This is a genomic window from Oceanobacillus sp. B139/18 (assembly GCF_055524595.1).
Genome location: NZ_JBVFXI010000002.1, coordinates 249,235 through 274,485 on the forward strand (window position 1 = coordinate 249,235; position 25,251 = coordinate 274,485).

The 25,251-nt window shown below is 41.7% G+C and carries 25 protein-coding genes and 2 riboswitches; of the genes, 5 read left to right on the forward strand and 20 right to left on the reverse strand.

Features of this window, described 5'->3' with window-relative positions:
- Nucleotides 1-147: 147 nt before the first annotated feature.
- From purH to ACZSMY_RS08620, 12 genes are all read right to left on the reverse strand, one after another.
- Nucleotides 148-1,680 carry a bifunctional phosphoribosylaminoimidazolecarboxamide formyltransferase/IMP cyclohydrolase gene (purH, locus tag ACZSMY_RS08565; protein WP_193063872.1) on the reverse strand — a complete coding sequence of 511 codons (1,533 nt, stop codon included), beginning with the start codon at nucleotides 1,678-1,680 and terminating at the stop codon, nucleotides 148-150.
- Nucleotides 1,680-2,255: a phosphoribosylglycinamide formyltransferase gene (gene purN / locus ACZSMY_RS08570; RefSeq protein ID WP_193063873.1), complete on the reverse strand. Its 576-nt coding sequence runs from the start codon at nucleotides 2,253-2,255 to the stop codon at nucleotides 1,680-1,682. The genes purH and purN overlap by 1 nt, the downstream gene beginning before the upstream one ends.
- On the reverse strand, nucleotides 2,252-3,271 hold the full coding sequence (gene purM, locus ACZSMY_RS08575) for a phosphoribosylformylglycinamidine cyclo-ligase (RefSeq protein ID WP_193063874.1): 1,020 nt from the start codon (nucleotides 3,269-3,271) through the stop codon (nucleotides 2,252-2,254). The genes purN and purM overlap by 4 nt, the downstream gene beginning before the upstream one ends.
- A 59-nt stretch (nucleotides 3,272-3,330) precedes the next feature.
- Nucleotides 3,331-4,737 (reverse strand): amidophosphoribosyltransferase, encoded by a 1,407-nt coding sequence (gene purF, locus ACZSMY_RS08580; protein WP_193063875.1) that lies wholly within the window; start codon nucleotides 4,735-4,737, stop codon nucleotides 3,331-3,333.
- A complete protein-coding gene (gene purL, locus ACZSMY_RS08585; RefSeq protein ID WP_465147662.1) occupies nucleotides 4,713-6,941 on the reverse strand; it encodes a phosphoribosylformylglycinamidine synthase subunit PurL in 2,229 nt (742 codons plus the stop codon). The genes purF and purL overlap by 25 nt, the downstream gene beginning before the upstream one ends.
- Nucleotides 6,925-7,611 (reverse strand): phosphoribosylformylglycinamidine synthase subunit PurQ, encoded by a 687-nt coding sequence (purQ, locus tag ACZSMY_RS08590; protein ID WP_341172827.1) that lies wholly within the window; start codon nucleotides 7,609-7,611, stop codon nucleotides 6,925-6,927. Before purQ ends, purL begins: the two co-directional genes overlap by 17 nt.
- A gap of 2 nt (nucleotides 7,612-7,613) precedes the next feature.
- Complete coding sequence (gene purS / locus ACZSMY_RS08595) at nucleotides 7,614-7,859, reverse strand: phosphoribosylformylglycinamidine synthase subunit PurS (RefSeq protein ID WP_042533017.1); 246 nt, start codon at nucleotides 7,857-7,859, stop codon at nucleotides 7,614-7,616.
- On the reverse strand, nucleotides 7,856-8,569 hold the full coding sequence (gene purC, locus ACZSMY_RS08600; RefSeq protein WP_368901409.1) for a phosphoribosylaminoimidazolesuccinocarboxamide synthase: 714 nt from the start codon (nucleotides 8,567-8,569) through the stop codon (nucleotides 7,856-7,858). Before purC ends, purS begins: the two co-directional genes overlap by 4 nt.
- A gap of 13 nt (nucleotides 8,570-8,582) precedes the next feature.
- Complete coding sequence (gene purB, locus ACZSMY_RS08605; protein WP_042533014.1) at nucleotides 8,583-9,878, reverse strand: adenylosuccinate lyase; 1,296 nt, start codon at nucleotides 9,876-9,878, stop codon at nucleotides 8,583-8,585.
- Nucleotides 9,875-11,008 (reverse strand): 5-(carboxyamino)imidazole ribonucleotide synthase, encoded by a 1,134-nt coding sequence (gene purK / locus ACZSMY_RS08610; RefSeq protein WP_465147663.1) that lies wholly within the window; start codon nucleotides 11,006-11,008, stop codon nucleotides 9,875-9,877. The genes purB and purK overlap by 4 nt, the downstream gene beginning before the upstream one ends.
- Nucleotides 10,995-11,486 carry a 5-(carboxyamino)imidazole ribonucleotide mutase gene (purE, locus tag ACZSMY_RS08615; RefSeq protein ID WP_193063880.1) on the reverse strand — a complete coding sequence of 164 codons (492 nt, stop codon included), beginning with the start codon at nucleotides 11,484-11,486 and terminating at the stop codon, nucleotides 10,995-10,997. The genes purK and purE overlap by 14 nt, the downstream gene beginning before the upstream one ends.
- Before the next feature lie 388 nt (nucleotides 11,487-11,874).
- Nucleotides 11,875-11,975: riboswitch (purine riboswitch) on the reverse strand.
- Between the two features lie 65 nt (nucleotides 11,976-12,040).
- Nucleotides 12,041-12,661 (reverse strand): DUF2179 domain-containing protein, encoded by a 621-nt coding sequence (locus ACZSMY_RS08620; protein WP_042533008.1) that lies wholly within the window; start codon nucleotides 12,659-12,661, stop codon nucleotides 12,041-12,043.
- Nucleotides 12,662-13,141: 480 nt separating this feature from the next.
- Here ACZSMY_RS08620 and ACZSMY_RS08625 point away from each other — a divergent pair, with 480 nt between their 5' ends.
- Complete coding sequence (locus ACZSMY_RS08625) at nucleotides 13,142-13,672, forward strand: DUF4269 domain-containing protein (RefSeq protein WP_193063881.1); 531 nt, start codon at nucleotides 13,142-13,144, stop codon at nucleotides 13,670-13,672.
- A gap of 62 nt (nucleotides 13,673-13,734) precedes the next feature.
- Here the strand turns inward: ACZSMY_RS08625 and ACZSMY_RS08630 are convergent, their stop codons facing one another.
- Both ACZSMY_RS08630 and ACZSMY_RS08635 read right to left on the reverse strand, forming a co-directional pair.
- Nucleotides 13,735-13,983: a hypothetical protein gene (locus tag ACZSMY_RS08630; RefSeq protein ID WP_042533006.1), complete on the reverse strand. Its 249-nt coding sequence runs from the start codon at nucleotides 13,981-13,983 to the stop codon at nucleotides 13,735-13,737.
- Between the two features lie 77 nt (nucleotides 13,984-14,060).
- Nucleotides 14,061-14,618, reverse strand: a complete 558-nt coding sequence (locus tag ACZSMY_RS08635; protein ID WP_193063882.1) for an MOSC domain-containing protein — start codon at nucleotides 14,616-14,618, stop codon at nucleotides 14,061-14,063.
- A gap of 97 nt (nucleotides 14,619-14,715) precedes the next feature.
- Here ACZSMY_RS08635 and msrA point away from each other — a divergent pair, with 97 nt between their 5' ends.
- Entirely contained in the window at nucleotides 14,716-15,246 is a 531-nt protein-coding gene (gene msrA / locus ACZSMY_RS08640; RefSeq protein ID WP_042533002.1) for a peptide-methionine (S)-S-oxide reductase MsrA, read from the forward strand.
- 24 nt (nucleotides 15,247-15,270) lie between these two features.
- On the forward strand, nucleotides 15,271-15,714 hold the full coding sequence (locus ACZSMY_RS08645; RefSeq protein ID WP_465147664.1) for an SRPBCC family protein: 444 nt from the start codon (nucleotides 15,271-15,273) through the stop codon (nucleotides 15,712-15,714).
- Nucleotides 15,715-15,778: 64 nt separating this feature from the next.
- Here ACZSMY_RS08645 and ACZSMY_RS08650 read toward each other — a convergent pair whose 3' ends face one another.
- The 3 genes from ACZSMY_RS08650 to ACZSMY_RS08660 form a co-directional block, all read right to left on the reverse strand.
- The gene (locus ACZSMY_RS08650; protein WP_332094167.1) at nucleotides 15,779-16,492 is read right to left on the reverse strand and encodes a gamma-glutamyl-gamma-aminobutyrate hydrolase family protein; all 714 of its coding nucleotides are present in this window, start codon (nucleotides 16,490-16,492) and stop codon (nucleotides 15,779-15,781) included.
- A gap of 175 nt (nucleotides 16,493-16,667) precedes the next feature.
- Complete coding sequence (locus ACZSMY_RS08655) at nucleotides 16,668-17,972, reverse strand: NCS2 family permease (RefSeq protein ID WP_042532997.1); 1,305 nt, start codon at nucleotides 17,970-17,972, stop codon at nucleotides 16,668-16,670.
- A gap of 166 nt (nucleotides 17,973-18,138) precedes the next feature.
- Nucleotides 18,139-18,239: riboswitch (purine riboswitch) on the reverse strand.
- Between the two features lie 193 nt (nucleotides 18,240-18,432).
- Nucleotides 18,433-18,996 carry an LOG family protein gene (locus ACZSMY_RS08660; RefSeq protein ID WP_042532995.1) on the reverse strand — a complete coding sequence of 188 codons (564 nt, stop codon included), beginning with the start codon at nucleotides 18,994-18,996 and terminating at the stop codon, nucleotides 18,433-18,435.
- Nucleotides 18,997-19,119: 123 nt separating this feature from the next.
- On the opposite strand from ACZSMY_RS08660, the gene ACZSMY_RS08665 reads away from it, so the two are divergent.
- Nucleotides 19,120-19,776 (forward strand): alpha/beta fold hydrolase, encoded by a 657-nt coding sequence (locus ACZSMY_RS08665; RefSeq protein WP_465147665.1) that lies wholly within the window; start codon nucleotides 19,120-19,122, stop codon nucleotides 19,774-19,776.
- A gap of 68 nt (nucleotides 19,777-19,844) precedes the next feature.
- On the opposite strand, the gene ACZSMY_RS08670 is transcribed toward ACZSMY_RS08665, so the two are convergent.
- Together ACZSMY_RS08670 and ACZSMY_RS08675 are read right to left on the reverse strand one after the other, a co-directional pair.
- A complete protein-coding gene (locus ACZSMY_RS08670; protein ID WP_465147666.1) occupies nucleotides 19,845-21,740 on the reverse strand; it encodes an ABC transporter permease in 1,896 nt (631 codons plus the stop codon).
- On the reverse strand, nucleotides 21,715-22,479 hold the full coding sequence (locus tag ACZSMY_RS08675) for an ABC transporter ATP-binding protein (protein WP_042532989.1): 765 nt from the start codon (nucleotides 22,477-22,479) through the stop codon (nucleotides 21,715-21,717). The genes ACZSMY_RS08670 and ACZSMY_RS08675 overlap by 26 nt, the downstream gene beginning before the upstream one ends.
- Nucleotides 22,480-22,770: 291 nt before the next feature.
- On the opposite strand from ACZSMY_RS08675, the gene ACZSMY_RS08680 reads away from it, so the two are divergent.
- Nucleotides 22,771-24,180 (forward strand): catalase, encoded by a 1,410-nt coding sequence (locus ACZSMY_RS08680; RefSeq protein ID WP_465147667.1) that lies wholly within the window; start codon nucleotides 22,771-22,773, stop codon nucleotides 24,178-24,180.
- A gap of 76 nt (nucleotides 24,181-24,256) precedes the next feature.
- On the opposite strand, the gene ACZSMY_RS08685 is transcribed toward ACZSMY_RS08680, so the two are convergent.
- Entirely contained in the window at nucleotides 24,257-25,249 is a 993-nt protein-coding gene (locus tag ACZSMY_RS08685; RefSeq protein WP_042532987.1) for a sensor histidine kinase, read from the reverse strand.
- Nucleotides 25,250-25,251 lie beyond the last annotated feature (2 nt).

Below are 25,251 nucleotides of genomic sequence, written 5' to 3' on the forward strand. Positions count from 1 at the left end.
GTCGCATTAATCTGACAACATTGAAGGATTACTCTCTTCATGAAACCCGTTGGAGAGACTATTTTCAGCATTTTTTTATATACTTTCCTATTCTTCAAAAAAGCTCCTGGATAAATAAATCGAGCAGAAATACAGGAGCTCTATCTATTAATGTTTAAAATGACGAACAGCTGTAGTCACCATCGCAATCCCATATTGATTACATACATCAATCGAATCTTGATCGCGTTTGGAACCGCCCGGCTGAATAATCGCTGTGACACCGGCTTTAGCTGCTGCTTCTACGGTATCTGGCATCGGGAAGAAGGCATCTGATGCAAGCACAGCTCCTTTCGCTCTATCTCCAGCCTGTTTAATGGCAATCTCTGCTGCTCCAATCCGGTTCATCTGACCGGCGCCCACACCAATGGTCTGTGCATCCTTTGCAAGTACGATTGCATTTGATTTCACATGTTTCACAGCTTTCCAAGCGAATAGTAAATCAGCTATTTCTGCTTCAGTCGGCTGCTTTTCCGTTACCACTTCTAAGTCCTCGTTCGTCACTTCTTTGACATCTAAATCCTGGATAAGAACTCCACCATCAACGGTGGTCATCCGTTTTTGGTCAGCCTGCTGATTCGAAACATCCAATTCTAAGAGACGGATATTTTTCTTCTCTGTTAGTAAAGCAAGTGCATCCGCCTCAAAAGAAGGTGCAACGACGATTTCTAAGAAGATCGAAGAAAGCTGCTCTGCTGTCTGTACATCAACCGGACGATTGCAGGCTACAATCCCTCCAAAAATAGATATAGGATCCGCTTCATACGTACGTCCAAACGCTTCTGCCAATGTTGCCCCAATACCGATGCCGCATGGATTCATATGCTTGACCGCTACTGCAGCAGGTTCACTATAGTCCCGCAAAATTTCTAATGCTGCGTTGGTATCCTGGATATTATTATAGGAAAGCTCCTTGCCATGCAGCTGGTTGGCAGTTGCCAAGGTTGCTTCATGTTGAATAGGCGCTTTGTAAAAAGCTGCCTGCTGATGCGGGTTCTCTCCATAACGTAAATCCTGCACCTTTTCATAAGTTACGGTATATGTTTCTGGAAATACTTCTTCTGTCTGTGTTTGGAAATAAGCTGCAATCATCGCGTCATAATGCGCAGTATGACGGAATACTTTCGCTGCTAATTGCTGACGAAAAGCATAGTTATCCTCTTCCGTTTCCAGAGCTGCTAAAACAGATGGATAGTCAGACGGGTCGGCAACAACGAAGACATCTGCAAAGTTTTTCGCTGCAGAGCGAAGCATGGAGGGTCCGCCAATATCAATGTTTTCAATAATTTCATCATGGCTTACCCCTGATTTTTGAACTGTTTCTTTAAACGGATAAAGGTTCACTGCTACAAGATCGATTGGAGCAATATGATGCTCCTCCATTTGCGCACGGTGATCTTCATTGGTTCGTTTTCCTAAAAGCCCGCCATGAATCATCGGATGCAATGTTTTTACTCTGCCATCAAGCATTTCCGGAAAATTTGTTACTTCCTCTACCGGAATCGCCTGGACGCCAGACTCCTTCAATAAACGGATGGTTCCGCCGGTTGATAAGATTTCAAACCCTTTTGCTTCGAGTCCTTTTGCAAATTCTGCGACCCCTGTTTTATCAGATACACTAATAAGCGCACGTTTTTTCATTATAATTCCTCCGTTACATTCTGCATAAGTTGATTGATTACATTTGGATATAAGCGATGCTCCACGGCTTTGATTCTCGTTTTCAGCTGCTCTTCCGTTTCTCCAGGCAGCCTTTCTATTTCTTCCTGTGCAATGATTGGACCGGTGTCCATGCCCTCATCTACATAGTGAATCGTTACTCCTGTCTTGGAAACGCCGGCTCTATAGGCTTGGCCAATCGCGTCTTTCCCAGGGAAGTCCGGTAAAAGGGAGGGGTGTATATTAACAATCCTGCCTTCATATTGTGAAAGTAAGGTCTCCCCGATAAGCCGCATATAGCCTGCTAAGAAAATCCATTCGACTTCTAAATCCTGCAGTTTTTCAGCAATCACTTTTTCATATTCCTGCTTGGAAGCATACCTTTTTGGCTCTAACACAAGCGTCTCGACGCCATAACCTTGAGCCTTTTTAATAACCGCTGCTCCCGGCTTATCACAAACAAGCAGTACGATCGAGCTTGCAATTTTTTTATCCTGCATCATGGCATCAAAATTACTTCCTGTACCTGATGCAAATACACTGAACCGCTGTTTCATGAAGAAATCTGCACCCCTTCACCTGCAATGACCTCTCCGATAACTGCTGCTTCGACCTTGTTCTCCTGCAATAGATCACAGACTTTCTGCGCTTCTTCATTGGATACAGCTAAGACCATGCCAATGCCCATATTGAAAATACGATACATCTCACGTGCATCGATTTCTCCTCGTTTTTGCAGGAACGGAAAAATCTCCGGAACATTCCAGGCTCCTGCCTGCACTGCTGCTCCAAGACCTTCTGGCAGCATCCGAGGAATATTTTCATCAAACCCGCCGCCGGTAATGTGTGCAATTCCTTTAATATGTACCTCTTCTTTTATAGCTTTAACCGCTTTTGCATAAATCTTCGTCGGTTCCATCACGGCTTCACTTAGAGGTTTTGATAATCCATCAGGAGTTTCTTCAAAATCCAGACCTTCAATCAGCTTGCGGACAAGCGAGTAGCCATTGGAATGAATTCCGCTCGAAGCGAAGCCAATCAGCGTATCTCCCTCTGCAATGGTTTTTCCTGTAATAATCTCTGCTTTCTCGACGATACCTACCACAAAACCAGCTAAATCATATTCATCTGCATCATACATCCCCGGCATCTCTGCTGTCTCACCGCCGATTAATGCAGCGCCGGCCTCCTGGCACCCTTCGGCAACACCAGAGACAATCGCTTCGATCCGCGCCGGGTCATTTTCTCCGCATGCAATATAATCTAAAAAGAAAAGCGGATCGCCCCCCTGAGCAACAATATCATTGACACACATCGCTACTAAATCAATCCCTACCGTATCATGCTTATCCAGTTCGATTGCTAGCTTTAATTTGGTGCCGACGCCATCTGTCCCGGAAAGCAGGACAGGCTCTTGATAGGAAAAGGAGGATAAATCAAATGCTCCTGCAAAGGAACCTAAAGAGCCCAGCACCTCTTTACGATGTGTTTTTTGAATATGTTTTTTCATTCGCTCTACTGCTTCGTAGCCTTTTTCAACATCTACACCTGCTTGTTTATAAACATCTGACATCTTTTCGCCCTCCAACATGGTTTTGATTCTAGTGTGTGTTTCAAATGGAATATCCTCTTCTAGCAGTTTGATATGTCCATTTCCTTCTCATCTGCCGGAGCAACTGGATACAAGCCTGTCATACAAGCCATGCAGACACCTTGATTGATCGTTTTATCTTTGACGATGGCGTTCTCTAAGCCTTCTTCAGACAGATAAGCGATACTGTCTGCCCCAATGATTTCTCCAATTTCTTCAATGCTGTTGTTTGCTCCAATCAATTCTTCCTTCGTAGACATATCGATTCCATAATAACAAGGGTCTGTTATCGCCGGAGAAGCAATCCGTACATGCACTTCCTTTGCACCAGCATCTTTTAACATTTTTACAATTCGTCTGCTTGTTGTTCCCCGAACAATCGAATCATCAATCATAATGACACGTTTTCCCTCTACGATTCCGCGGACTGGAGAAAGCTTCATCTTTACACCAAGCTCTCTCAGCTCCTGGGAGGGCTGAATAAATGTTCTTCCAACATAACGATTTTTGATAATCCCCATTTCATAAGGCAGCTTGCTTTCCTCTGCGTAGCCAATGGCAGCTGAAATACTGGAATCCGGTACTCCTATCACTAAATCTGCATCAACCGGCGCTTCCTTAGCCAGCTCTTTTCCCATCCGTTTCCGGGATGCATGGACATTGACATAATTTAAATCACTATCCGGTCTGGAAAGATAGACATATTCCATCGCACACATTTGTCTCTTGCCACGCGGAGCAAACCGGAAGGAAGTAAGACCGTCTTGGTTAATTTTTATTAATTCACCCGGCAATACCTCCCGCTCAAAGGTTGCACCGATTTGATCGAAAGCACATGTTTCCGAAGCAACGACATACGCTTCTCCTATTCTTCCAATAGAAAGTGGTCTGATTCCAGCCGGGTCCAGCGCAGCATATAAAGTATCATCCTCTAAAATAAGATAGGCGTAAGCTCCTTTGACACGGTTGAGCGCTTCCGAGATGGTTGCTTCCGTGACCTCTCCGCTTCGTTTCATTAAATGAGCTAACACTTCTGTATCTGAGGTCGTTTGAAAAATGCTTCCCTCTTTTTCAAGCTCCTCACGCAATGCGGTAGCATTCATTAAATTTCCATTATGTGCTAAAGCCATCCCGCTGGTAAGTGACTGGAAAAGAAGGGGCTGTACATTTTCCAGCCCTTTTCCGCCCTGGGTAGCATACCTTACATGCCCTAAAGCAATTTTTCCGTTTAAATCATCAAATTTTACTTGCTTAAAAACATCATTAACCAGTCCAAGCTGTTTATAGCCTGTTAATTCCTTATCTTTGCTGACAACAATTCCGGCACCTTCCTGCCCGCGGTGCTGCATCGAATGCAGACCGTAATAGGTTAATTCTGCTGCTTTCTCATGTCCCCAAATTCCGAATACGCCGCATTCCTCGTTTATGCCTTTGATTTCAGCAAGCATGGAATAGCCCCTTTCCAAAGTGCTTTTAACGCTGCTGCATCTTCCTGTAGAATCATCTCGTTATTTGCCGTAACCGTTAGTTGATTATCTGCTGTTACCTGACCAAGTCTGGCTGCATCCGCAAATACATCTTCAAAAGCGGCCTGGTGCTCCGGCTTTACGGTAACAAGAAAACGTGATTGGGTTTCACTGAATAACGCAACCGTTGCATCTCCTGTAAGTGTCACTTCTGCACCCAGCGCTTCACTGGAGAATAATGATTCCGATAATGCAACTCCTAACCCGCCCTCTGCAAGGTCATGCGCAGATTGGATTTTACCCTGCCTGATTAAAGAGAGCAGTTTTTCCTGACGTTCCGCTTCGATCGTTAAATCCAGATGCGGTGCTTTTCCTTCGTATTTTCCATCCTGGATAAATTGCAATTCACTGCCGCCAAATTCATTTTTCGTTTCCCCGATAAGATAAATATTGTCGCCCGCTTTTTGGAAAAAGCTTGGCGTAATATGCGCCGTAGATTCATGCAAGCCAACCATGCCGACAACCGGTGTCGGATAAATCGATTTCCCTTTGGACTGATTATATAAGGAAACATTTCCACTGATAACCGGCGTTTGTAATGCTTTACAAGCCGCACTCATTCCATCCACGCTTTTTTCCATTTGCCAGAAGATTTCCGGGTTTGTCGGATTACCGAAATTCAATCCATCTGTAAGACCTAATGGCTTCGCTCCGGAGCAGACAATATTGCGGGCTGCTTCTGCAACAGCAATCTTCCCGCCTTCTTCCGGATCTAAATAAATATAGCGGGAATTACAGTCGGTTGTGATGGCCAAGGCTTTATCCGTACCTTTGATACGAACGACTGCTGCGTCAGAACCAGGTGTAACAACCGTATTGGTCTGCACCATGGAATCGTATTGGTCATAGACCCACTCTTTACTTGCAATCGTCGGACGCTGCAGTAATTGTTTCAACGTTTCTCCATGATGATTCACAGCTGGTGTTTGGACATCGATTTGCTGAAAAGCTTGATAATAAGCAGCTTCCTTCGATGGCATATGATAGACTGGTGCATCATCCGCCAAAGAATCCACTGGAATATCGGCTACAACCTCATCGTGATGCTTGATACGGAAGACTTTTTCCTCGATAACCTTTCCGACTGGAACAGATTTCAAACCGTACTTTTCAAAAATAGCTATGATTTCTTGTTCCCGGCCAGCTTTCACACAAAGCAGCATTCTTTCCTGTGACTCAGACAGCATCATTTCATAAGCGGTCATATTTTGCTCGCGCTGCGGCACAAGATCTAAGTTCATTTCCAGCCCGGTACCTGCTTTACTCGCCATTTCACTGGCAGAAGAGGTTAAGCCGGCTGCTCCCATATCCTGCATGCCGACAAGGGCGTCAGAATGAATGACCTCCATACATGCTTCAATCAGCAATTTTTCCATAAATGGATCGCCGACTTGTACAGCAGGCCGGTCCTTGTTGGAATCCTCTGCTAAATCATCTGATGCAAAGGTCGCGCCATGAATGCCGTCTCTTCCTGTTGGCGGTCCTGCATACAAAATCGTATTGCCGATTCCCGCAGCAATTCCCTTTTGTACTTCATCATGATTGATCAGTCCCACACACATGGCATTGACAAGCGGATTATCTTCATAGCTGTCATCAAATTGTACCTCTCCGCCGACGGTTGGAACACCAACACAGTTTCCATATCCAGCAATCCCGGCAACAACTTCAGAAAATAGATACTTGGTACGATTCGTTGTTAACGGACCAAAGCGCAAAGAGTTCATTAACGCAATCGGGCGTGCTCCCATGGAGAATACATCACGGATAATGCCGCCGACGCCTGTTGCTGCTCCCTGATACGGCTCAACAGCGGAGGGATGATTATGACTTTCCACCTTGAAAACAACTGCCTGCTCATCGCCAATATCAATGACTCCTGCACCTTCTCCAGGTCCCTGCAAAACATTCGGGCCCTCTGTCGGGAACTTTCTTAAGAGAGGCTTTGATGTTTTATAGCTGCAATGCTCTGACCACATAACAGAAAAGATGCCTGTCTCCGTAAAATTCGGACGACGGCCAAGGATCGTTTTGATTTTCTCAAACTCTTCATCACTTAAACCCATATCCTGATACAATCTATCTTGTTCAATTTTCTCTGAATCCATATTATGCGTTAACTGCATTGCTGCTCCTCCAATTCGCGATCATAGATTGAAATAGCCTTAAGCCGTCTTCACTTCCTAATAAAGCTTCCACTGCCCGTTCCGGATGCGGCATCATACCCAGCACATTACCTGCTTTATTGCGAATACCGGCAATATCCTCGACAGAGCCATTTGGATTGTTTTTATAGGTGAATACGATTTGGTTATTTTCCTTTAATTCCTGTAACGTTTCCTCATCACAGAAATAGTTGCCTTCTCCATGGGCAATCGGAAAACGGACGACCTCGTTTTTATCATACAACGTTGTAAAAACCGTTTCATTATCCTCCACAACCAATTCCTCCTGATGACACATAAATGAAAGATTTTTATTGCGCATTAATGCTCCCGGCAGGAGGCCTGCTTCCGTCAATATCTGAAATCCATTGCAAATTCCCAGTACAGGCTTGCCTTTTTCCGCATGCTCTCGAATCTTGTTCATAATATCCGATGTAGATGCCATCGAACCAGACCGTAAATAATCTCCATAAGAAAAACCGCCCGGAATCAGAATGCCATCCACATCACCTAACAAATGCGTATCTGTATACCAGACAAGGCTGGCTTCAGCACCTGCAACCTCTCCGGCTGCATGATACATGTCCCTGTCACAGTTGGAACCTGGAAAAACAATCACAGCTACCTTCACAATTATCGTGCCTCCTCTAGCTCAATCCGATAATCTTCAATAACCGGATTCGCCAATAATTGCTCACACATCTGCGTTACTCTTCCCTCTAATCCTGGCCCATCCTCTACTTGAAGTTCAATATATTTTCCGACACGAACATCTTCCACCTCTGGATAATCCAAAGAATGAAGCGATGTTTGAATTGCCTTTCCCTGCGGGTCTAACACACCTTGTTTTAATGTAATATATACCTGTACTTTTCTCATAGCTGCGCCTCCAAACGATTTAATATTTCTTCATATACAGTAATCAAATCTCCTGTTCCTTGACGAAAAACATCTTTATCTAATTTTTCATTGGTTTCGATATCCCATAATCTGCACGTATCCGGGGACACCTCATCAGAGAGCAGAATATTACCTTCCTTGTTTCTGCCGAATTCCAATTTAAAATCGACCAGACGGACACCGATAGCAGCAAAAATTTCTGTTAAAGCCGTGTTCACTTTTCTTGCCTTCTCTTTGATACCAGCTAATTCTTCCGCTGTAATATCTGTTAGATAAAGCGCATGCTCATCATTAATCAACGGGTCTCCTAAACGATCATCCTTATAAAACAGTTCTGCCAGCGCAGGCTCAAAAGGCGTTTTCTCCTCGATGCCGAGACGCTTGGTAATACTTCCTGTCGCAATATTCCGAATTACCACTTCTAGCGGAATAATATCTGTTTTCTGAACTATTTGGGTAGTGGAATCCAGCCGCTCGATAAAATGCGACGGAATTCCTTTGTTATCTAATGCTTGGAACAGGAGGGAAGAGATCTCATTGTTGAGTCTCCCCTTCCCGGTAAACTGAGCTTTCTTCTCTCCATTAAAAGCTGTTGCATCATTCTTATACGAGAGAATCAAGTGATTTTCATCCGTGTCTGATTGATAAACCTTCTTTGCTTTTCCTTCATACAAAAGCTCGAGTTCCATATGGGAATTCCTCCTAGGCAAGTCCAATTTTTGTAAAGATTTGATCGACGTTCTTTAAATGGTAGGTATAGTCAAAGCAGCCATCGATTTCTTCCTGGGTTAATTTACTTGTAATCCGCTCATCCTGCTCTACCAATTCCTTAAAGGAAGTCGCTGTTTCCCAGGCTTCCATTGCTTTTGGCTGTACGATATCATAAGCTTCCTCACGCGCCAATCCTTTATCGATCAGCGTTAACAATACACGTTGTGAGAAAATAACCCCGTGAGTACGGTCAATGTTGCGCTTCATATTTTCAGGGAATACTGTTAAATTCTCTACAATATTTCCGAAGCGGTGCAGCATATAGTCGAGTGCAATCGTCGCATCCGGCAAAATGACACGCTCTGCAGAGGAGTGCGAGATATCACGTTCATGCCACAAAGCCACATTTTCATAAGACGTAACCATATAACCGCGGATAACGCGTGCCATCCCTGTCATATTTTCAGAGCCAATCGGGTTACGTTTATGCGGCATCGCAGAAGACCCTTTTTGGCCTTTTGCAAAGCGTTCCTCTACTTCTCTTGTTTCTGTTTTTTGCAGGCCGCGGATCTCCGTTGCAAACTTTTCAATCGATGTAGCAATTAATGCCAGTGTAGATAAATAAGCTGCATGACGGTCACGCTGTAAGGTTTGTGTGGATACCGGTGCCGGCGATGTTCCCAGCTTTTCGCAGACATATTGCTCTACAAACGGATCAATATTGGCATAGGTCCCAACCGCTCCAGACATCTTTCCAAACTCTACATTACTTGCAGCAAGCTCAAAACGCTCGACATTACGCTTCATTTCTTCATACCATAAGGCCATTTTCAAGCCAAAGGTCGTCGGCTCTGCATGCACACCATGGGTCCGCCCCATCATCACCGTATGTTTATGTTCTTTCGCTTTTTCTTCTAAAATACGGACAAAGCGATTCAATCCATTTCTTAAAATGTCATTTGCCTGTTTCAATATATAAGAAAGAGCTGTATCCACCACATCGGTTGAAGTCAAACCATAATGGACCCATTTTCTTTCCTCGCCTAATGTTTCCGATACAGCGCGGGTGAATGCAACCACATCATGGCGTGTTTCCTGCTCGATTTCGTAGATACGGTTGATATCAAAGGAAGCATTCTTACGTAGTTTGTTAACATCCTCTTTCGGAATAAATCCAAGCTCGCTCCATGCTTCACAAGCCAAAATTTCCACTTCCAGCCATGCTTTGAATTTATTTTCCTCCGTCCAGATATTGCCCATTTCTTCTCTTGTATAACGTTCGATCATTGGTTTGCTGCCTCCTCAAAAATATCTAATTGTTTCCGTAAAGCTTCTGTTGTTTCTGCTGTAAATGTGATGTGTCCCATTTTACGTTTTTCTTTCGGTTCTTCTTTTCCATACAGATGAAGAAAACCAAAATCATGATTCGCAGTAAATTCGATAGCTTCCGGAAGGGATTCTCCTAAGATATTGATCATCGCGGTCGGCTGATGCAAGCTGACTGGAATAAGCGGCAGTCCGCAAATTGCCCGGATATGCTGCGTAAATTGCGATACATTACATCCTTCGATTGTATAATGTCCGGAATTATGCGGTCTTGGTGCCATTTCATTCATATAAATCGTACCCTCGCCGACAAACATCTCAATCGCAAAAGTCCCGACAATCTCCATGCGTTCCGCAATTTTCGCTGTCATCGCATACGCTTTTTCTTCAAGAACCGCCTCTATCTCTGCCGGCACCGTTGTTTTGTACAGAATATGGTCACGGTGTTCGTTCTCAGCGATAGGGAAGAAGGTGATATATCCTTGCTGCGACCTTGTAAAGACAACCGAAATTTCCTTATCAAAAGGAACCCATCGCTCTATTATACAATAGCCATGCTCTTGGAAAAACGCTAATGCTTCCTTTTTATCTTCTTCTGTTGTGAGTTTCAGCTGTCCTTTTCCATCATACCCTCCCCGGCAGGTTTTAATGACTGCCGGAAGCGGAATAATGGATAGCGCTTCTTTACAAGCTTCCTCTGTTTTCACGATGCGAAATACCGGCACGGAAAGCTCTAACTCATCCATCAGCAGCTTCTCTTTTTCCCGGTTCTGTGTAACCTCTAATGCCAACGCACCCTGCGGAAGCTTTCCTGCGTTCTGGATAAGCTCTGCAGCATCTAAATCGACATTTTCAAATTCATATGTAATCACATCGGTTTTTTCAATCAATTCTTTTACAGCTGTAATTTCTGCATAGTCTGCTACAATCTGCTCATCGGCAACCTGCGCAGTCGGGCAGTTCGGTGTCGGGTCTAAAACAACAATGCGGTACCCCATGTATCTGGCAGCAATCGCCATCATTCTGCCAAGCTGACCGCCGCCAATAATTCCAATTGTCTGAGGTGGCAAGATTTGTTTAATAGGTTGCAAGCTGATCCCTCATTTCCTGAACAGCGTCTTTCATTCCTGTACGGTATGCTTCTAATGCCTTTTCTGCCTCTTTATCAAACGTACTGATAATCTGCGTTGCTAAAATAGCGGCGTTTTTTGCCCCCGCTTTGCCAATGGCAACTGTTGCAGTCGGGACGCCGCCGGGCATTTGAACAATCGATAAGAGTGAATCGACTCCTTGCAGGGCTTTGCTTTCAACAGGGACGCCAATAACCGGCAGCGTTGTCTGTGAAGCAACCATTCCTGGCAGATGTGCTGCCCCGCCTGCACCGGCAATAATAACCTTCAGCCCTTTTTCCCGCGCGCCTTGAGCGTAGGTAAACATATCATCTGGCGTACGGTGGGCGGAAATAACTTCTTTTTCATAGCTGATATTTAGCGTTTCAAGTTCTTTGCAGGTATGCTGCATGGTTTCCCAATCGGATATACTTCCCATAATGACACCAACTTGAGCCATCAAATCCCTCTTTCTTAATTTTTATTGTTTTTACGGATTTTAAAAGATAGTTTTTAAGATAATGTTCGGATTTTGGTTGAAATAATGAAATATTGAGTTATAATTTCCCGCTGCAGAAATACACTACGCTTTCCCGCAGGAGTCTCCGTGAATTTCTTCCGCTAGCTATGCTTTTACATCTCAAACTCCCTAAAACTTCTGAAAAACAAACTAAAATATGCTCTTAAAAACCTTACTGCATCAATAAAATATAAACCATTAAAAAAGTCCATTCACCTTCCATAAGGGAAGATGAATAGACTTAGGTTAAAAGTTGTTCAAAGCGTAGTTAACTGGACTTTTGAACACCCTTATTATAAGCATCATTCAACATCCGCTGTTTTTTAAACAACGGCTCATCCTCCCTCATAGTCCGGTCATTTACGGTGCCGGGTAGAAACTTTTGAGCCATATTCTCAAGTATATATGAGGCATTTTTCAATTGTTGGCTTTAGCATACCAAAAAAAAATGAAAAATGCAAGATAATGTCGAACAATTTTAGCTTTACATGAAATTAATGTTCGGTTTTTGAAGATTGTTCTTTTGACTGGCTTTCATTTTGTGTCTGTTCTTTATTTTTATTATTATTCTCTTTACGCATTAATTTTCCTTTACGAACCTGCTTTACCCAGAATCCGCCGTGAATTCGTTTTGGTTCATAAGAAATAATAAATGCTTTCGGATCAATTTCGTGAATGGTTTCATATAATCTCAATTCATACTTTCTCGGTGTTAAAATTTGAACGGAAAGTCTGTCTCCATCCATTCCATAGGAGGACCAGCTTGTTACGCCATATCCCTTTTCACGAAGACGCTGTGTGAAATTTAAATCTGGATTAGCAGAGACGACATTTACGGTAATGTAGCCGAGGGCAAGCTTTTCTTCAATTTTGGAACCAATGATTAACCCTGTTGCGAAACCTACTGCATAAGCAATCACATTTTGAAATTGGTTGAGATTATCTAATACGAGCATCAGCCCAACAACATACATAACCATTTCAAATATACTCACAAATGCGGCAATATAGGTTCTTCCCTTTAGTGTTAAAATCATACGAACCGTCATAATTGATACGTATAGCACATTCACTATAAATATAATGGCCACCATAATAAGCGCATTCTCTAACATATTGATTCCCCCTCTTTACCTCATATTAAGTGAAAATTTATTCAGTGAAGGTTGAGTATATCCCTCCCTAAATAAGGAACAAAGATTACGATCACAGCTTTCTGGTCGTCATCTCTTTGTGAATTACAGCCAGTTACACTGTGGTAGAATATCCTTACAAACAGAAGAAAATACATTCAAATAAATTACAGACCTTGTGAATATTTCCCTTTATTTCCTAAAATAAAACACATTGATTTTAAGTGAAACAGGGTTACTTTAATTTACCATAATTATAAATCATTACGCTACAGATTTTTGATAAAATAAAACTTTGGTCAACGGGAATTTTATGAGCGCTTCTCCGTGATAAAAGTTCTTACTCATATTATGATATTTTATAAATACGTAGACCAAGTTCATCCTTTCTTTCAAAAGTTTCTTTTTGTATATTTGGAAGTAGCTTATCCCACAATCTCCATACAAGGGAAGTGTGTTATTTTGTTAAAAAATATAGCGTATCTGGAATTCGGAAACGAAAAACAGAAAAGAGCGTATAACGTGATTCATCAATTAAATATAATGAAAGATTTAAAATCATACTCTCCAATATTATGCGGAACTATACCGCTGGGAATCGACACAGCAAGCTCTGATTTAGATATGATTATGGAAGTGCACCACCTGCAGGACTTTGCAAAGATTATACATAATTATTATGGCTCTTACTCAGGGTTCCGGTTAAAGAATAAAACAATCCGGGGAAAACCCATCGTAAAAGCAAATTTCACTTATCAGGAATTTGAATTTGAACTATTTGGTCAACCCCAGCCTGTCGCAGAGCAGTATGCTTATCTGCATATGATTATTGAAAAATACCTGCTGGATGAACATCCATTGTGGAAAAGTAAGATTTTTGCGTTAAAAGAAGAAGGGCTTAAAACGGAGCAGGCATTTTGCGCTATGCTTGGGTTAACTGGAGATCCTTATGAAGCCTTAATAGATTACGGGCGTAAAAGACAGATAATCTGAAGTATTTTGATTTCCCCTTCTCAATAAGCATGAAAAAAAGGAGATTTCCCTCCTTTTTTTCATTACATAGCTATTCTTTTACGCACTAATCTTGTAAGACCAAAAGTAACTGCCAATGATGTTACAGCAATAATGAATGGGGAAGCAGCACTTGCTTTTATAAGTGCCGTCTCCGAAGATAAAGCACCTGCCTGCTGCCAGGCCGCACTGATATCAGGAGTATAAAGCAGCGTCCATATCATCCCTGCAGCAACTTGAAGTACTAAAAAAGAAACACAGAAAATCCCTGCAAAAACCAGATATTTTTTCATGAATATTTTCCTCCCTTTATCTGCCTTACGATTTAACAAGGCTTAAAGATTCAAATTTTCATTAGAAATCTATCTTCCTAGAATCCTCTCAATCTCTTTCGCAATGTCTTCCTCCAAATAATTCCTAAATCTGTACAATGAAATAGTTTATCCGCACTCCATAAATTTTCACGGTCTAAATACATGACCTCATTACAAGCTGCAATTGACCACTGGGGATTGGGACGTTCTATCAGTTGTAAATCTTTCTTCGGCTGGATTTTACCTGCTTCCAGCACGCGAAAATACCATCCTGTTTTTAAGCCGTTTTCCATTTCCTTCTGCGATACGATGCCAGGCTGAGATACTTGAATCGTTGCTTCCCCTAACTGATAAATATCGCCAATAAAAACAGTATGCTCATCCATTTCCAGCACAGAGAAATTTTCTTTCTTCTCGCCTGCACGTTCTGTAAATAATTTCTTTATACCCGGTTCATTATAATGCTTCACTGGAAAAGCAAAAATACTTTTATCAAAGATAGCTTTCTTTTTTTCCGGATTCTCTTTGGCAAATCCTAATTTAGATAAATACATAATATTTATTATCTCTTTCTGTTTACTAGTAAGAATCCTATGTACAAATGGTTCTTCCATGATGTCACCTTATTTCTAAAAATACTTAAATTATGTTATATTAATTCCATTCTACAAATTATCGTGACTTTTGAAAAGCCTCAAGGAGGAAGTTAACATGACAATACAAAAAGCAACGTTTGGCGGAGGCTGCTTCTGGTGTATGGTGAAGCCCTTCGACCAATGGGACGGCGTACACCAAGTGATATCCGGTTACACAGGGGGACATATCGATAACCCTTCTTATGAGCAAGTCAAGCAGGGAAATACGGGACATTATGAAGCGGTAGAGATTACGTATGATGATTCCTTCATCGATTATCAAACAATCCTCGATCTATACTGGCCGCAAATCGACCCGACTGATCCGGACGGGCAATTTCAGGATAGAGGCGAGCAATATCGAACAGCTATCTTTTATCATAATGAAGTCCAAAAAGAATTGGCTGAAAAATCAAAGCAGCAGCTTGCTGAGAGCGGCAGGTTTGCCAAGCCGATTGTAACAGAAATCAAAGCAGCAGCACCCTTTTATCCTGCAGAAGATTACCATCAGGATTTTTATAAAAAAAGTAAAAAAGAATATGAAGAAGACCGCGCTAAATCAGGCAGGGATGAATTTATCGCTAAAAATTGGCAAGCATCATCCTGAACAAACTTATTTGGAGGAATTTCAGTGGAAAAACAACTTATTATCACCGAAGAAATAACCATTCATGCATCCTTAGAGAAGGTTTGGGAAGTATTAACACTTCCGAAATATGTAGCACAATGGGATGAGCTGCCAGAGGACTATCCTTCTGAACCAATGACGGAAGGCAGCAAAGTAGTCTGGGACCTGCCAAATGGAGAACAGTCTATTACTACGATTATAAAAGCAGAAAAAGAAAGAGAGCTTATCATCGATTTACACGGAACTGGCTGGAAATTCAAGCCCGAACCAGGAGAGGTTGCTTACCGTTATTTATTAGAACCTGCGGGCAACCACACAAAATTAGTTATCGAAATTGGTGACTTCTCTCTTTTAGATCAAGGGAAGGATTATTATGACGCTTCCGTTGATTTTGCAAAAGAATCCTCTAACGTGATAAAAGCTTTAGCCGAAAATGAATCGAAATAGCATGGATGAAGAGACTTGATAACGAATAGGTTAGATGGTCTCTTTTTGCATGTAATCCATCAACCTACCTTTCTTTACACGCTTCAATAAACCCCTTATAAATTGACAGAGACGGGTCATTCTCAAGATGAATCATGCCTTCTGGATGCCACTGCACCCCTAAAACAAAGCGATGTATTTTACTTTCAAAGGCTTCCATCACACCATCTCCTGCCACAGCCGAAATCATAAAATCCTTCCCCAGAGAGCGGTTTGCCTGATGATGATAGCTGTTCACCTTGATTTCCGATGCCTGCACCAGCTTTTCCAATAAAGAAGCTGGAGTTATCTTGACAGCATGCGACCGGTGATGAAAACCTGCTTTTTGAGTATGCTGTATCAACTGTTTTGGATATTGCGAATCTAAATCCTGATACATGCTTCCGCCAGTAACAACATTTAAAATTTGGCATCCTCTGCAAACGCCCAATACCGGCTTATCCTTCTCTAAAAAATAAGGGATAATCTTCCTTTCCAAGCGGTCTCTTTCAGGAATGATCGTACCCAGTGCAGGATTCGGCTCCTCTTGAAATAAAGAAGGATCAATATCATAGCCCCCAGGAAGATAGAGTCCGTCTAATTTATCAAGCAATGCTGCAATCTCCTGATAATCGCTGTAATACGGCAGAATAACAGGGATACCGCCGGCTTTTTCGATAGCTCTTACATTTCGCAGGTTCATTTTATATTCCATGCCGTCTATTTCCATCGATGCGGTTAACCCAATGATTGGTTTCATTTGTACATTACCTCCTTGTATATTTTATATGATTTGCATTTGGTGTATTCTATACATGCGAAGTGTATTCTGTGAATCTATTGAATACTATTTTTCTCAATGGATTAATTTCCAGTATACAACAAAGGGAGAGTGCTATCATAACGCACTCTCCCTATATATTTCAGTTTTATTTTTACGTCAAAAAGATAAAATACAATGCAAAAATAACAAACAAGACATACATAATCGGATGAATTTCTTTCGCCCGTCCTTTAACAAGCATGGTGATCGGATAGAATATGAATCCAATCGCAATCCCCGATGCGATGCTGGCCGTCACCGGCATCATCAGTACAGTAAAGAAAGCCGGTACAGCAATCTCAAATTTATCCCAAGGGATATCCTTCAAGCTGCTTGCCATTAACACACCGACAATAATTAATGCCGGAGCAGTCACTTCATTCGTTACCACACTTAATAATGGAGAGAAAAATAAAGCTAACAGGAAGAACAAGCCTGTGACAACCGCTGTAAAACCGGAACGTCCGCCTACGCTTACGCCGGATGTAGACTCTACAAAAGAAGTAGTTGTAGATGTACCGACAGCAGCCCCAACAACACTTGCAGACGCATCTGCAAAAAGTGCTTTCCCTGCTCTTGGCAGCTTATTGTCCTTCATCAATCCTGCTTTTGTTGCAACGGCAACAAGCGTCCCTGCCGTATCAAAGAAATTAACAAACAAAAACGTTAAAATAACAATCAGCATTTGCATGGTAAAAATCTGATCAAAATGAATGAATGCCTGTCCAAATGTCGGCGCTAGGCTTGGCGCACTGCTGACGATTCCGCTGAGACCAGAAGGCACGGGAATCAATCCAAAAATCATCCCAACAATCGAGCTGATAATCATCCCGTAAAAAATACCTGCTTTAACACCAACCGTAATTAAAATAACTGAAACAGCAATCCCAAAGATAGCTAATAATACCGTCGGCGAGGATAAATCACCGAGTGCAATAATGGTTGACGGATCAGCCTGAACAATTTCTGCATTCTTTAAGCCGATAAATGCAATAAACAAGCCAATCCCAGCTCCTACCGCCTGTTTTAAACTTGGCGGGATAGCATTAATAATAATTTCACGAATTCCGGTTAAGGTTAAACCAATAAATATAATTCCTGAAGCTAACACACCTGCAAGTGCTGTTTCCCAAGGGACACCAAAGCCAATTACGACGGTATACGTAAAAAATGCGTTCAGTCCCATCCCAGGCGCAAGTGCTACTGGATATTTAGCGAGAACTCCCATAACAATGGAACCAAATGCAGCCGCGATTGCTGTTGCAGCAAACACTGCTTCATGGTCCATTCCCGCTTCTCCTAAAATACTCGGATTAACAAATAAAATATAAGCCATTGCTAAAAAGGTCGTTAAACCCGCGATAAACTCTGTTCGAAAATTCGTACCCAGTTTTTCAAACTCAAAAAATTTACTCATGAACTTTTTTCCTCCATTTTTTATCGGAATTTATATTCATCCCTTAGATAGAAAAGTTCCAAAAATGCTATGTATTCAGCACGATCATGTTTTGTAAACAGTGCTTATTAAAAAAACTCTTAATCAAATTAAGAGTTTCCATAGGAACAGCAGATAATAATCTAAAATAAAATTATTTCCGCTGCGTAGTCAGACCATTTACGGCAGTCTGGTAGAAACTCTGGGCCATATCCCCGAAATTATACGCATTTCTATTAAGTTCACATCATTATATTACTAATGCACCTCCTATTTGTCAATAAAACACGAACAAAAACATTCTTTTTCATCTTAACATTCGTCGATAGACTTTCCCACGTAACATAAAGCCGCTATTTTATACATTAAAAACATAGAAATGCTGTAATGACAGCTTTTCTATGTTTTTTTCTAACACGTCTAATTAATCGCACGATACATTTTACGTATATTGTCGTATTTCAGGCGGTACGTAACTGGAAATAAACGCTTCAATTTCTTCCAGAGAATCAGAGAATAAAATGCGTTCTCTGTCCTGCATGGATAAAAAGCCGTTTTCCACCATTTCATCGTAAACCCTTGCTAAACTGTCATAATACCCATTCTGGTTAAAGAGAATGCACGGGTTATTATTCTGCCCCACTCTTGACCAGGATATCACTTCAGCTATTTCTTCCAGCGTTCCCGGCCCGCCTGGAAGGGCTATGTAGCAATCACCCAATGATATCATTTTATTCTTTCGTACAGTCATTGAATCAACAATTTCTAATGTCGTTAACTTTGGATGACTTAGCTCTCTTTCCACTAAGAAGTCAGGAATAACTCCAATCGCTTCTCCTTTGTTCGCCAATACCTCATCCGCAACGACACCCATTAAACCAGCTTTTCCGCCGCCGTAAACCAACGTGTGCTTCTTTTCAGCAATCCACTTTCCAACCCGCTTAGCCGCTTTCTGATAGGCTGGATCTGTACCAAGACTTGCCCCGCAATACACAGCAATATGCATATAAATCCCCCTTCTAATCCATCTCTTTTTTCTAGTAAACATAACTTATTTTACAATGTAACCCTGACTTGATTCAATATGCTGTATACTAATAATCAAAATCATTAGAAGGGTGATAAAAACATGAACTGTATATTCGTCCATGGTCTTGGTCAAAATGCTGCCAGCTGGCAAAGAATTATTGATTATATAGAAACAGGCTCTCACCAAATAGCTTCTCCTGACCTATTTCTATCTCTTGAAGAAGGGAAAGTCGATTATCATCATCTATACCAGCGTTTTTACGATTATTGTGAACGTCTTAAGGGCCCGGTTCACCTGTGCGGTCTTTCCTTAGGGGCCATCCTTTCTTTAAATTATGCAATCGATCGCCCGGAGAAGGTCCAATCTCTTATTTTAATAAATGCACAGTATAAAATGCCCCGCTTTCTTCTCTCACTTCAAAATGTCGTTTTTCGGATGCTCCCCAGCCCGGTTTTTCAAAAAATGGGGCTGCCTAAAAAGGATGTGATTCAATTAATTACATCCATGAAGCAATTAGATTTCAGCAGGGAATTAGCAGATATATCATGTCCAACGCTTATTCTGTGCGGGGAAAAAGATAAGCCCAATAAAAAAGCTGCGGAACAGCTAAGCAGCCTGATAAATGGTGCAAGCTTAAAAATAATCAGGAAAGCCGGACATGAAGCTAACACAGATAATCCGAAAGAGCTTGCAGAAATAATAAATGATTTCTGGAATACCTCCGTATCATATCCGTCTAAACATGAAAGTGTGTAAAAAAACTGCATACAGCAGAAACGCCCAAGCTTCCTGTTGTATGCAGTCTTTTATTTTGAAACATGTCATTATCGCAATGCCTGCTTCACCTGCCGGATATAGTAGAAACGAACAATAAAGAAATACACGATTTGAATAGCTAAAAACATCCCGAGTACCATTGCCGATTCCTTTACCAGACTGTAGAAGAACATATTAGAAAGCGCCGTTAATGCGACAGCTCCATGAACCAGCGCAACAGCAATCGGTGCAAAGAAAAGAAGCGCGGTTTGTCTGTTCAATACTTTCTTTAATTCTTTTTCCGTTAATCCCATTTTCGTGATTGCCTGGAATTTCTTTTTATCTTCATCTAAATCAGAGTAGAGTCGGAAATAGAGAAAGCTTCCAGCCGATACGAAAAAGACGATTCCGATAAATAAGCCGACGAACAGGATGGGTCCATACATTTTATTGATAACATATTCTTCATACTCACCAATCCGGATTCCCTCTGTAGATAACGCATCATCTAATTTTTCTGCTACGCCTAAAGGAATTTCTTTATCCTCTGTCTCCTGCCAAGCATAGTAGTTTTCCTCCATAGCAGGCTCAGGCAGGCTCTCGAAATCATGATCGGAAACAACATAATATTTTTGGGTAGCAGGCAGTATACTAGATTCTACCAGCTGTACTGGCTCTAAAACAGTGTTTCCCAGCTCCAGCTCCGCATCCTTTAATATTTCCGCTTCCTCTTTATTCGAATTATCCCCGCCGATATTAAAAAAAATAACTTCAGGTTCCATCAAAGCCGGAGCACCGTCTTCTATCTGAACCGTTTCATTATCACTTAATTCCGCAATTCGGTTATAATCTGACTCCTTTGTAACCATAACCTGCGATTCATCAGGCAGCTCATAATAATGGAGCGTTACCTGCTCTTTATCCACGTCAACATTTGCTTCCCGCAGCGTTTCATCAATATACGAAACATTCGCTTCCTCATTTCCTGTATCATAGTCCTGATAAGAAATCGTAGTTTGGTTCATCTGCTTGATTCCTGCAGTGATATACGATTGAAACCCATACAGCGATCCAATCGCACTAAAAGCGACGGTTGAAATAATCGCTACTAAGAAAAATGATCTTGCATTGTCCTTCATCCTAAACGATAGATCGGATAAAAGAATCATATTTGTTTTATACCAGAATACATTCTCTTTCTTTTTTAACCGCCGGATGATAAATACACTTAATTGGGTGAACAGAAGATAGGTGCCAATAATCACGACAATAACAACTGGAACCAGTGCGGCAATCACCTTTAATCCATCGACTGTTACAGCAACCACATATCCTGTTCCGAGCAAAAGCACTGCCAGAATGGTTAAAAATAAGTTTGCTTTCGGCTCCCCTTTTGACTTTTTATCGCCCTTGATTAAATCAATCAATTTCCGGCTTCGTAAAATATATGATACAAATAAAGAAATCAGGAAAAATAGCACCATAAAGCAGCCAAAGGTAATCAAAATAGGCTGTGTTGGAAAATAAAATGGCAGTTCATTATCAATAATGAGTACATTTTCAGCAATCAATAAGATACCTTTAGAAAAAACCAGTCCTAATCCAATACCGCCAATCGTAGCCAGCAAACCGATAAACATATTTTCCAGGAAAACCATCGAGCGGATTTGTTTCATGCTCATTCCTTGAATCATCAATAAGCCGAATTCTCTTTTCCTTGATTGCAGGAAAGAACTCATCGAGTAAAGCACAAAGAAAAAAGAAAATACATAGATAATCCCTGCGGCAACATTCATTCCAAAGCTGACATAGGAATCCATATTATTTCCTGTCAGCTGCGGATGAGAAGCAAAAATAGAAAAGGTAAAGAAAACCATCACGGTAAAAAGGCTGGTTAGAAAATACGCAGCATAAAGCCGTTTATTCCGGACGACATTATTAAACGCGAACTGACGAAAAGTCATTGGAATCCCCTCCCATTAATGAGAGTGTGTCGATAATCTTTTGGAAAAACGCCTGCCGGTTATCGCCGCGGTGAATTTCGGAATAAAACTTTCCGTCCCGGATAAATACCACACGATTACAATAACTCGCAGCCTGCGGATCATGCGTAACCAAAAGCATTGTTGTCTTTTCCTTTTCATTAATGGATTCCAGCAATTCCATCACATCTTTAGAGGACTTGGAATCCAGGTTTCCCGTCGGTTCATCTGCCAAGAGCAGCTTTGGCGTATGAATCATTGCCCGGGCAACAGCTGCCCTCTGCGCCTGCCCGCCGGAAATTTCATAGGTTCGTTTATTCATGATTTCCGTTATCCCCAGCTTCGCAGCAATTTCCTTTGCCTTTTTCTTCATTTCACTTACCTTTTTGCCATCAAGAGTTAACGGCAGCACCATATTCTCTTCCACGGTCAGTGTGTGGAGCAGGTTAAAATCCTGAAAGACAAACCCTAATTCCCGTCTGCGGAATTGAGCAAGCTTTTCTTTTTTGAGACGATGCGGGTCCTTCCCGTTAATTAAGATTTCCCCTGTCGTCGGTTCGTCAATCGTAGCAATCATATTTAACAACGTTGTCTTACCGCTTCCAGACGGCCCCATAATTCCTACAAATTCATTATCCTCTACGGTCAAATCAATATCTGACAAAGCACGGTAGGAGACTTTGCCTTCATAAACTTTACTGACTTGTCTTACTTTCAACATATAAATCCTTCCTTCCTTATCATTTCATTTAACCATAGTATATCGCTGCTCTTAAGGAAGAAACTATCGAAATTTCTTTCAATTACCTTACAGCATTGTAAGATAAGTATCTATTGTTTTAAAGAGATTTTCCTCCGTGCATCATCTTAATTCGTCTTTTCAATTACCAAAATCTATTTTTTACCTTTTGATTTCCCAATCTTCTGATTATTTTTTACTAATAATGCATATTGAAACAAGCAATATTCATAACATTATTAAGGTAGATTATATTTTCACAAGGAGGAACTAATGAGCGATAACAATCATAATCCGCAACAAGGAAAACGTCATCCTGTTCCAAAAACAGAAGCAGCAGATAACAAGCACGCGACACGCCAACATAACTCATCCAACACTTCCGGCCCGATGCACTCCCAAACGGTTGGTAAAGATGGTCCGATATTGGAACAGGATAACATTTTGCATGAAACACTGGAAACCTTCATTCACGAGAAGATTATCGAACGTCCTTTACATGTGAAAGGGTATGGTGCATTTGGGTATTTCGAAACACTGAACAGCATGAGTAAATACACAAAGCTTCCTTTTCTTCAGCATGCTGGCCAAACCGTTCCTGTCGCGGTTCGTTTTTCACTTGGAGCGAGCAATAAAGGCACCCCGGATACCTCGCGAAACATACGTGGATTTTCAACGAAGTTCTATACAGACGACGGGATTTTTGACCTTATTTGTAATGATATCCCCGTCTTTTTATTGCGTGATCCGATGCGTTTCCCAGAAAGTATCAAAGCTCTTTCCCCATCACCTAAGAACAACCTGATGGATCCGAATTCGCTTTGGGAATTTGTCGCCAGGCACCCGGAGTCCACCCATTTTATCGTCCGTCTCTTTTCTAACCAGGGCACAGCTAAAAGTTTTCGGCGAATCCCCGCTAACAGCGTCAGTACGTACGTGTGGCGAAACGCAGAAGGAAAACGGCATTATATTAAATACCAGTGGATTCCATTTGAGGGTGTACAATTCATTACAAGCAGCGAGGCAGATAAAATTGCAGCGGCCAATCCGGATTATTCCGGAGAAGATCTCTACAACACGATTGCAGACGGGAGCTTAGTAGAATACGGACTGTATGTACAAATGATGAATCCTAAAGATGCGGGGCAGCTTCCGTTCGATCCGCTTGATGATACGAAAGTATGGGATCCAAAGATGTTTCCTTTTCACCCTGTCGGAAAGATGGTGCTTAATCGCAATCCAGACGATTATATGGAGCAGGTAGAAAAGCTTGCGTTCTCCCCGTCAAACTTGCTGGACGGAGCAGAATTGTCCGATGATAAAATCGTACAAGGGCGGGCGAATGTATATTGGGATTCGCAGCGCTATCGTATCGGACCGCGGTTCCGAGATGTGCCGGTAAATGATCAGAAGCATTGGAAGCCAAGCAATTTACAGACGAGCGGAGAAGGCAGGTATGTGGAAGGCGAGCTCATACGCTCGGATATTGTAAAGCAGGATGATTTTACCCAGGCAGGGGAATACTATCAATCTTTATCGCAAACAGGAAAAACGCAGCTTGTCTCGAATCTGGTTACTGGACTGACAGGAGTACGGCGAGACTTGCAGGCAAAGGCAATAGAGTATTTTTTGCTTGCTTCTCCTCAGCTTGGCGAACGCGTAGAGGATGGATTACGATTCTAACACATAGCATGACATCTGCCACAGCAGCATCATTGCGGCAGATGTCATTTCTTTTATATACTATTTTACTTTATATTCATCGCTTTTGCGTTTCCGAAAAAAGAATCCGGAACGTGGTGCCCTCTCCCACCCTTGACTCAAATTCAATCCGATGATGGAGATACTCCACGGATTCTTTGATTAAATACAATCCCATTCCGGTAGATTCTCTAAATTTCCTGCCGTTCTCACCAGTATAAAAAGCATCAAAAATACGTCTCTTATCCGCTTCCGGAATCCCGACACCAAAATCCTTCACTTCCAACACAGCTTCTTTCTCCCTTTCATAAATAGAGATAAGAATGGAATTGCTTTTGTCTGCGGAGTACTTTACAGCATTTAAAACAAGCTGGGTCAGGATAAAGTAAAGCCACTTTTCATCTGACTGTACTGTCAACCCTTCCGTTCGTTCTTCCACTTTAGGATAAACCTTATTGCGTATGTAGAATCGTTTGTTTTCACCGTTTACCTCATGGACCAATGATTTCAAATGTATCGGCTTGATATGAAAATCCTGCTCAATTGTCCGCAGCCTTGCCATATAAAGAATTGTATTTAATCCCGATTTCATCCGCTCCGTTTCCTCTCGAATACTGGAGGAGTCTGGCTCATCCAGATTCTGTGCGGTAAGCTCAATGACAGAGATAGGTGTTTTCATTTGATGCACCCACTGATCCATCAGCTTAAGATGCTCCTCCCTTTCCTTTTCAATGGTATTGATCTGCTGCTGATACTGTTTATACTGACTTCGCAACAAATCGTTCATTGCTTCGGAAACAGGATGCGGACTGCTTTTCTGCAAGGATTCATCTAAGGTTTCCATCGGATGGCTTAAACGGTGATAAAATGTCCGGCGGCTGAAATACTGATAAAAAAGATAGCAGACAAGAAAAAAGAATCCAATAAAAATCGCGTACAATGCCGGCAGTAAATTCCGGTAGCCATCCAGCCAGTAAATAAGCAGGATAGCCGTAAACTGCACGATATTAAGTAAAATCAATAAAGCATGTTCCTTTAAAAATAACTTCATTT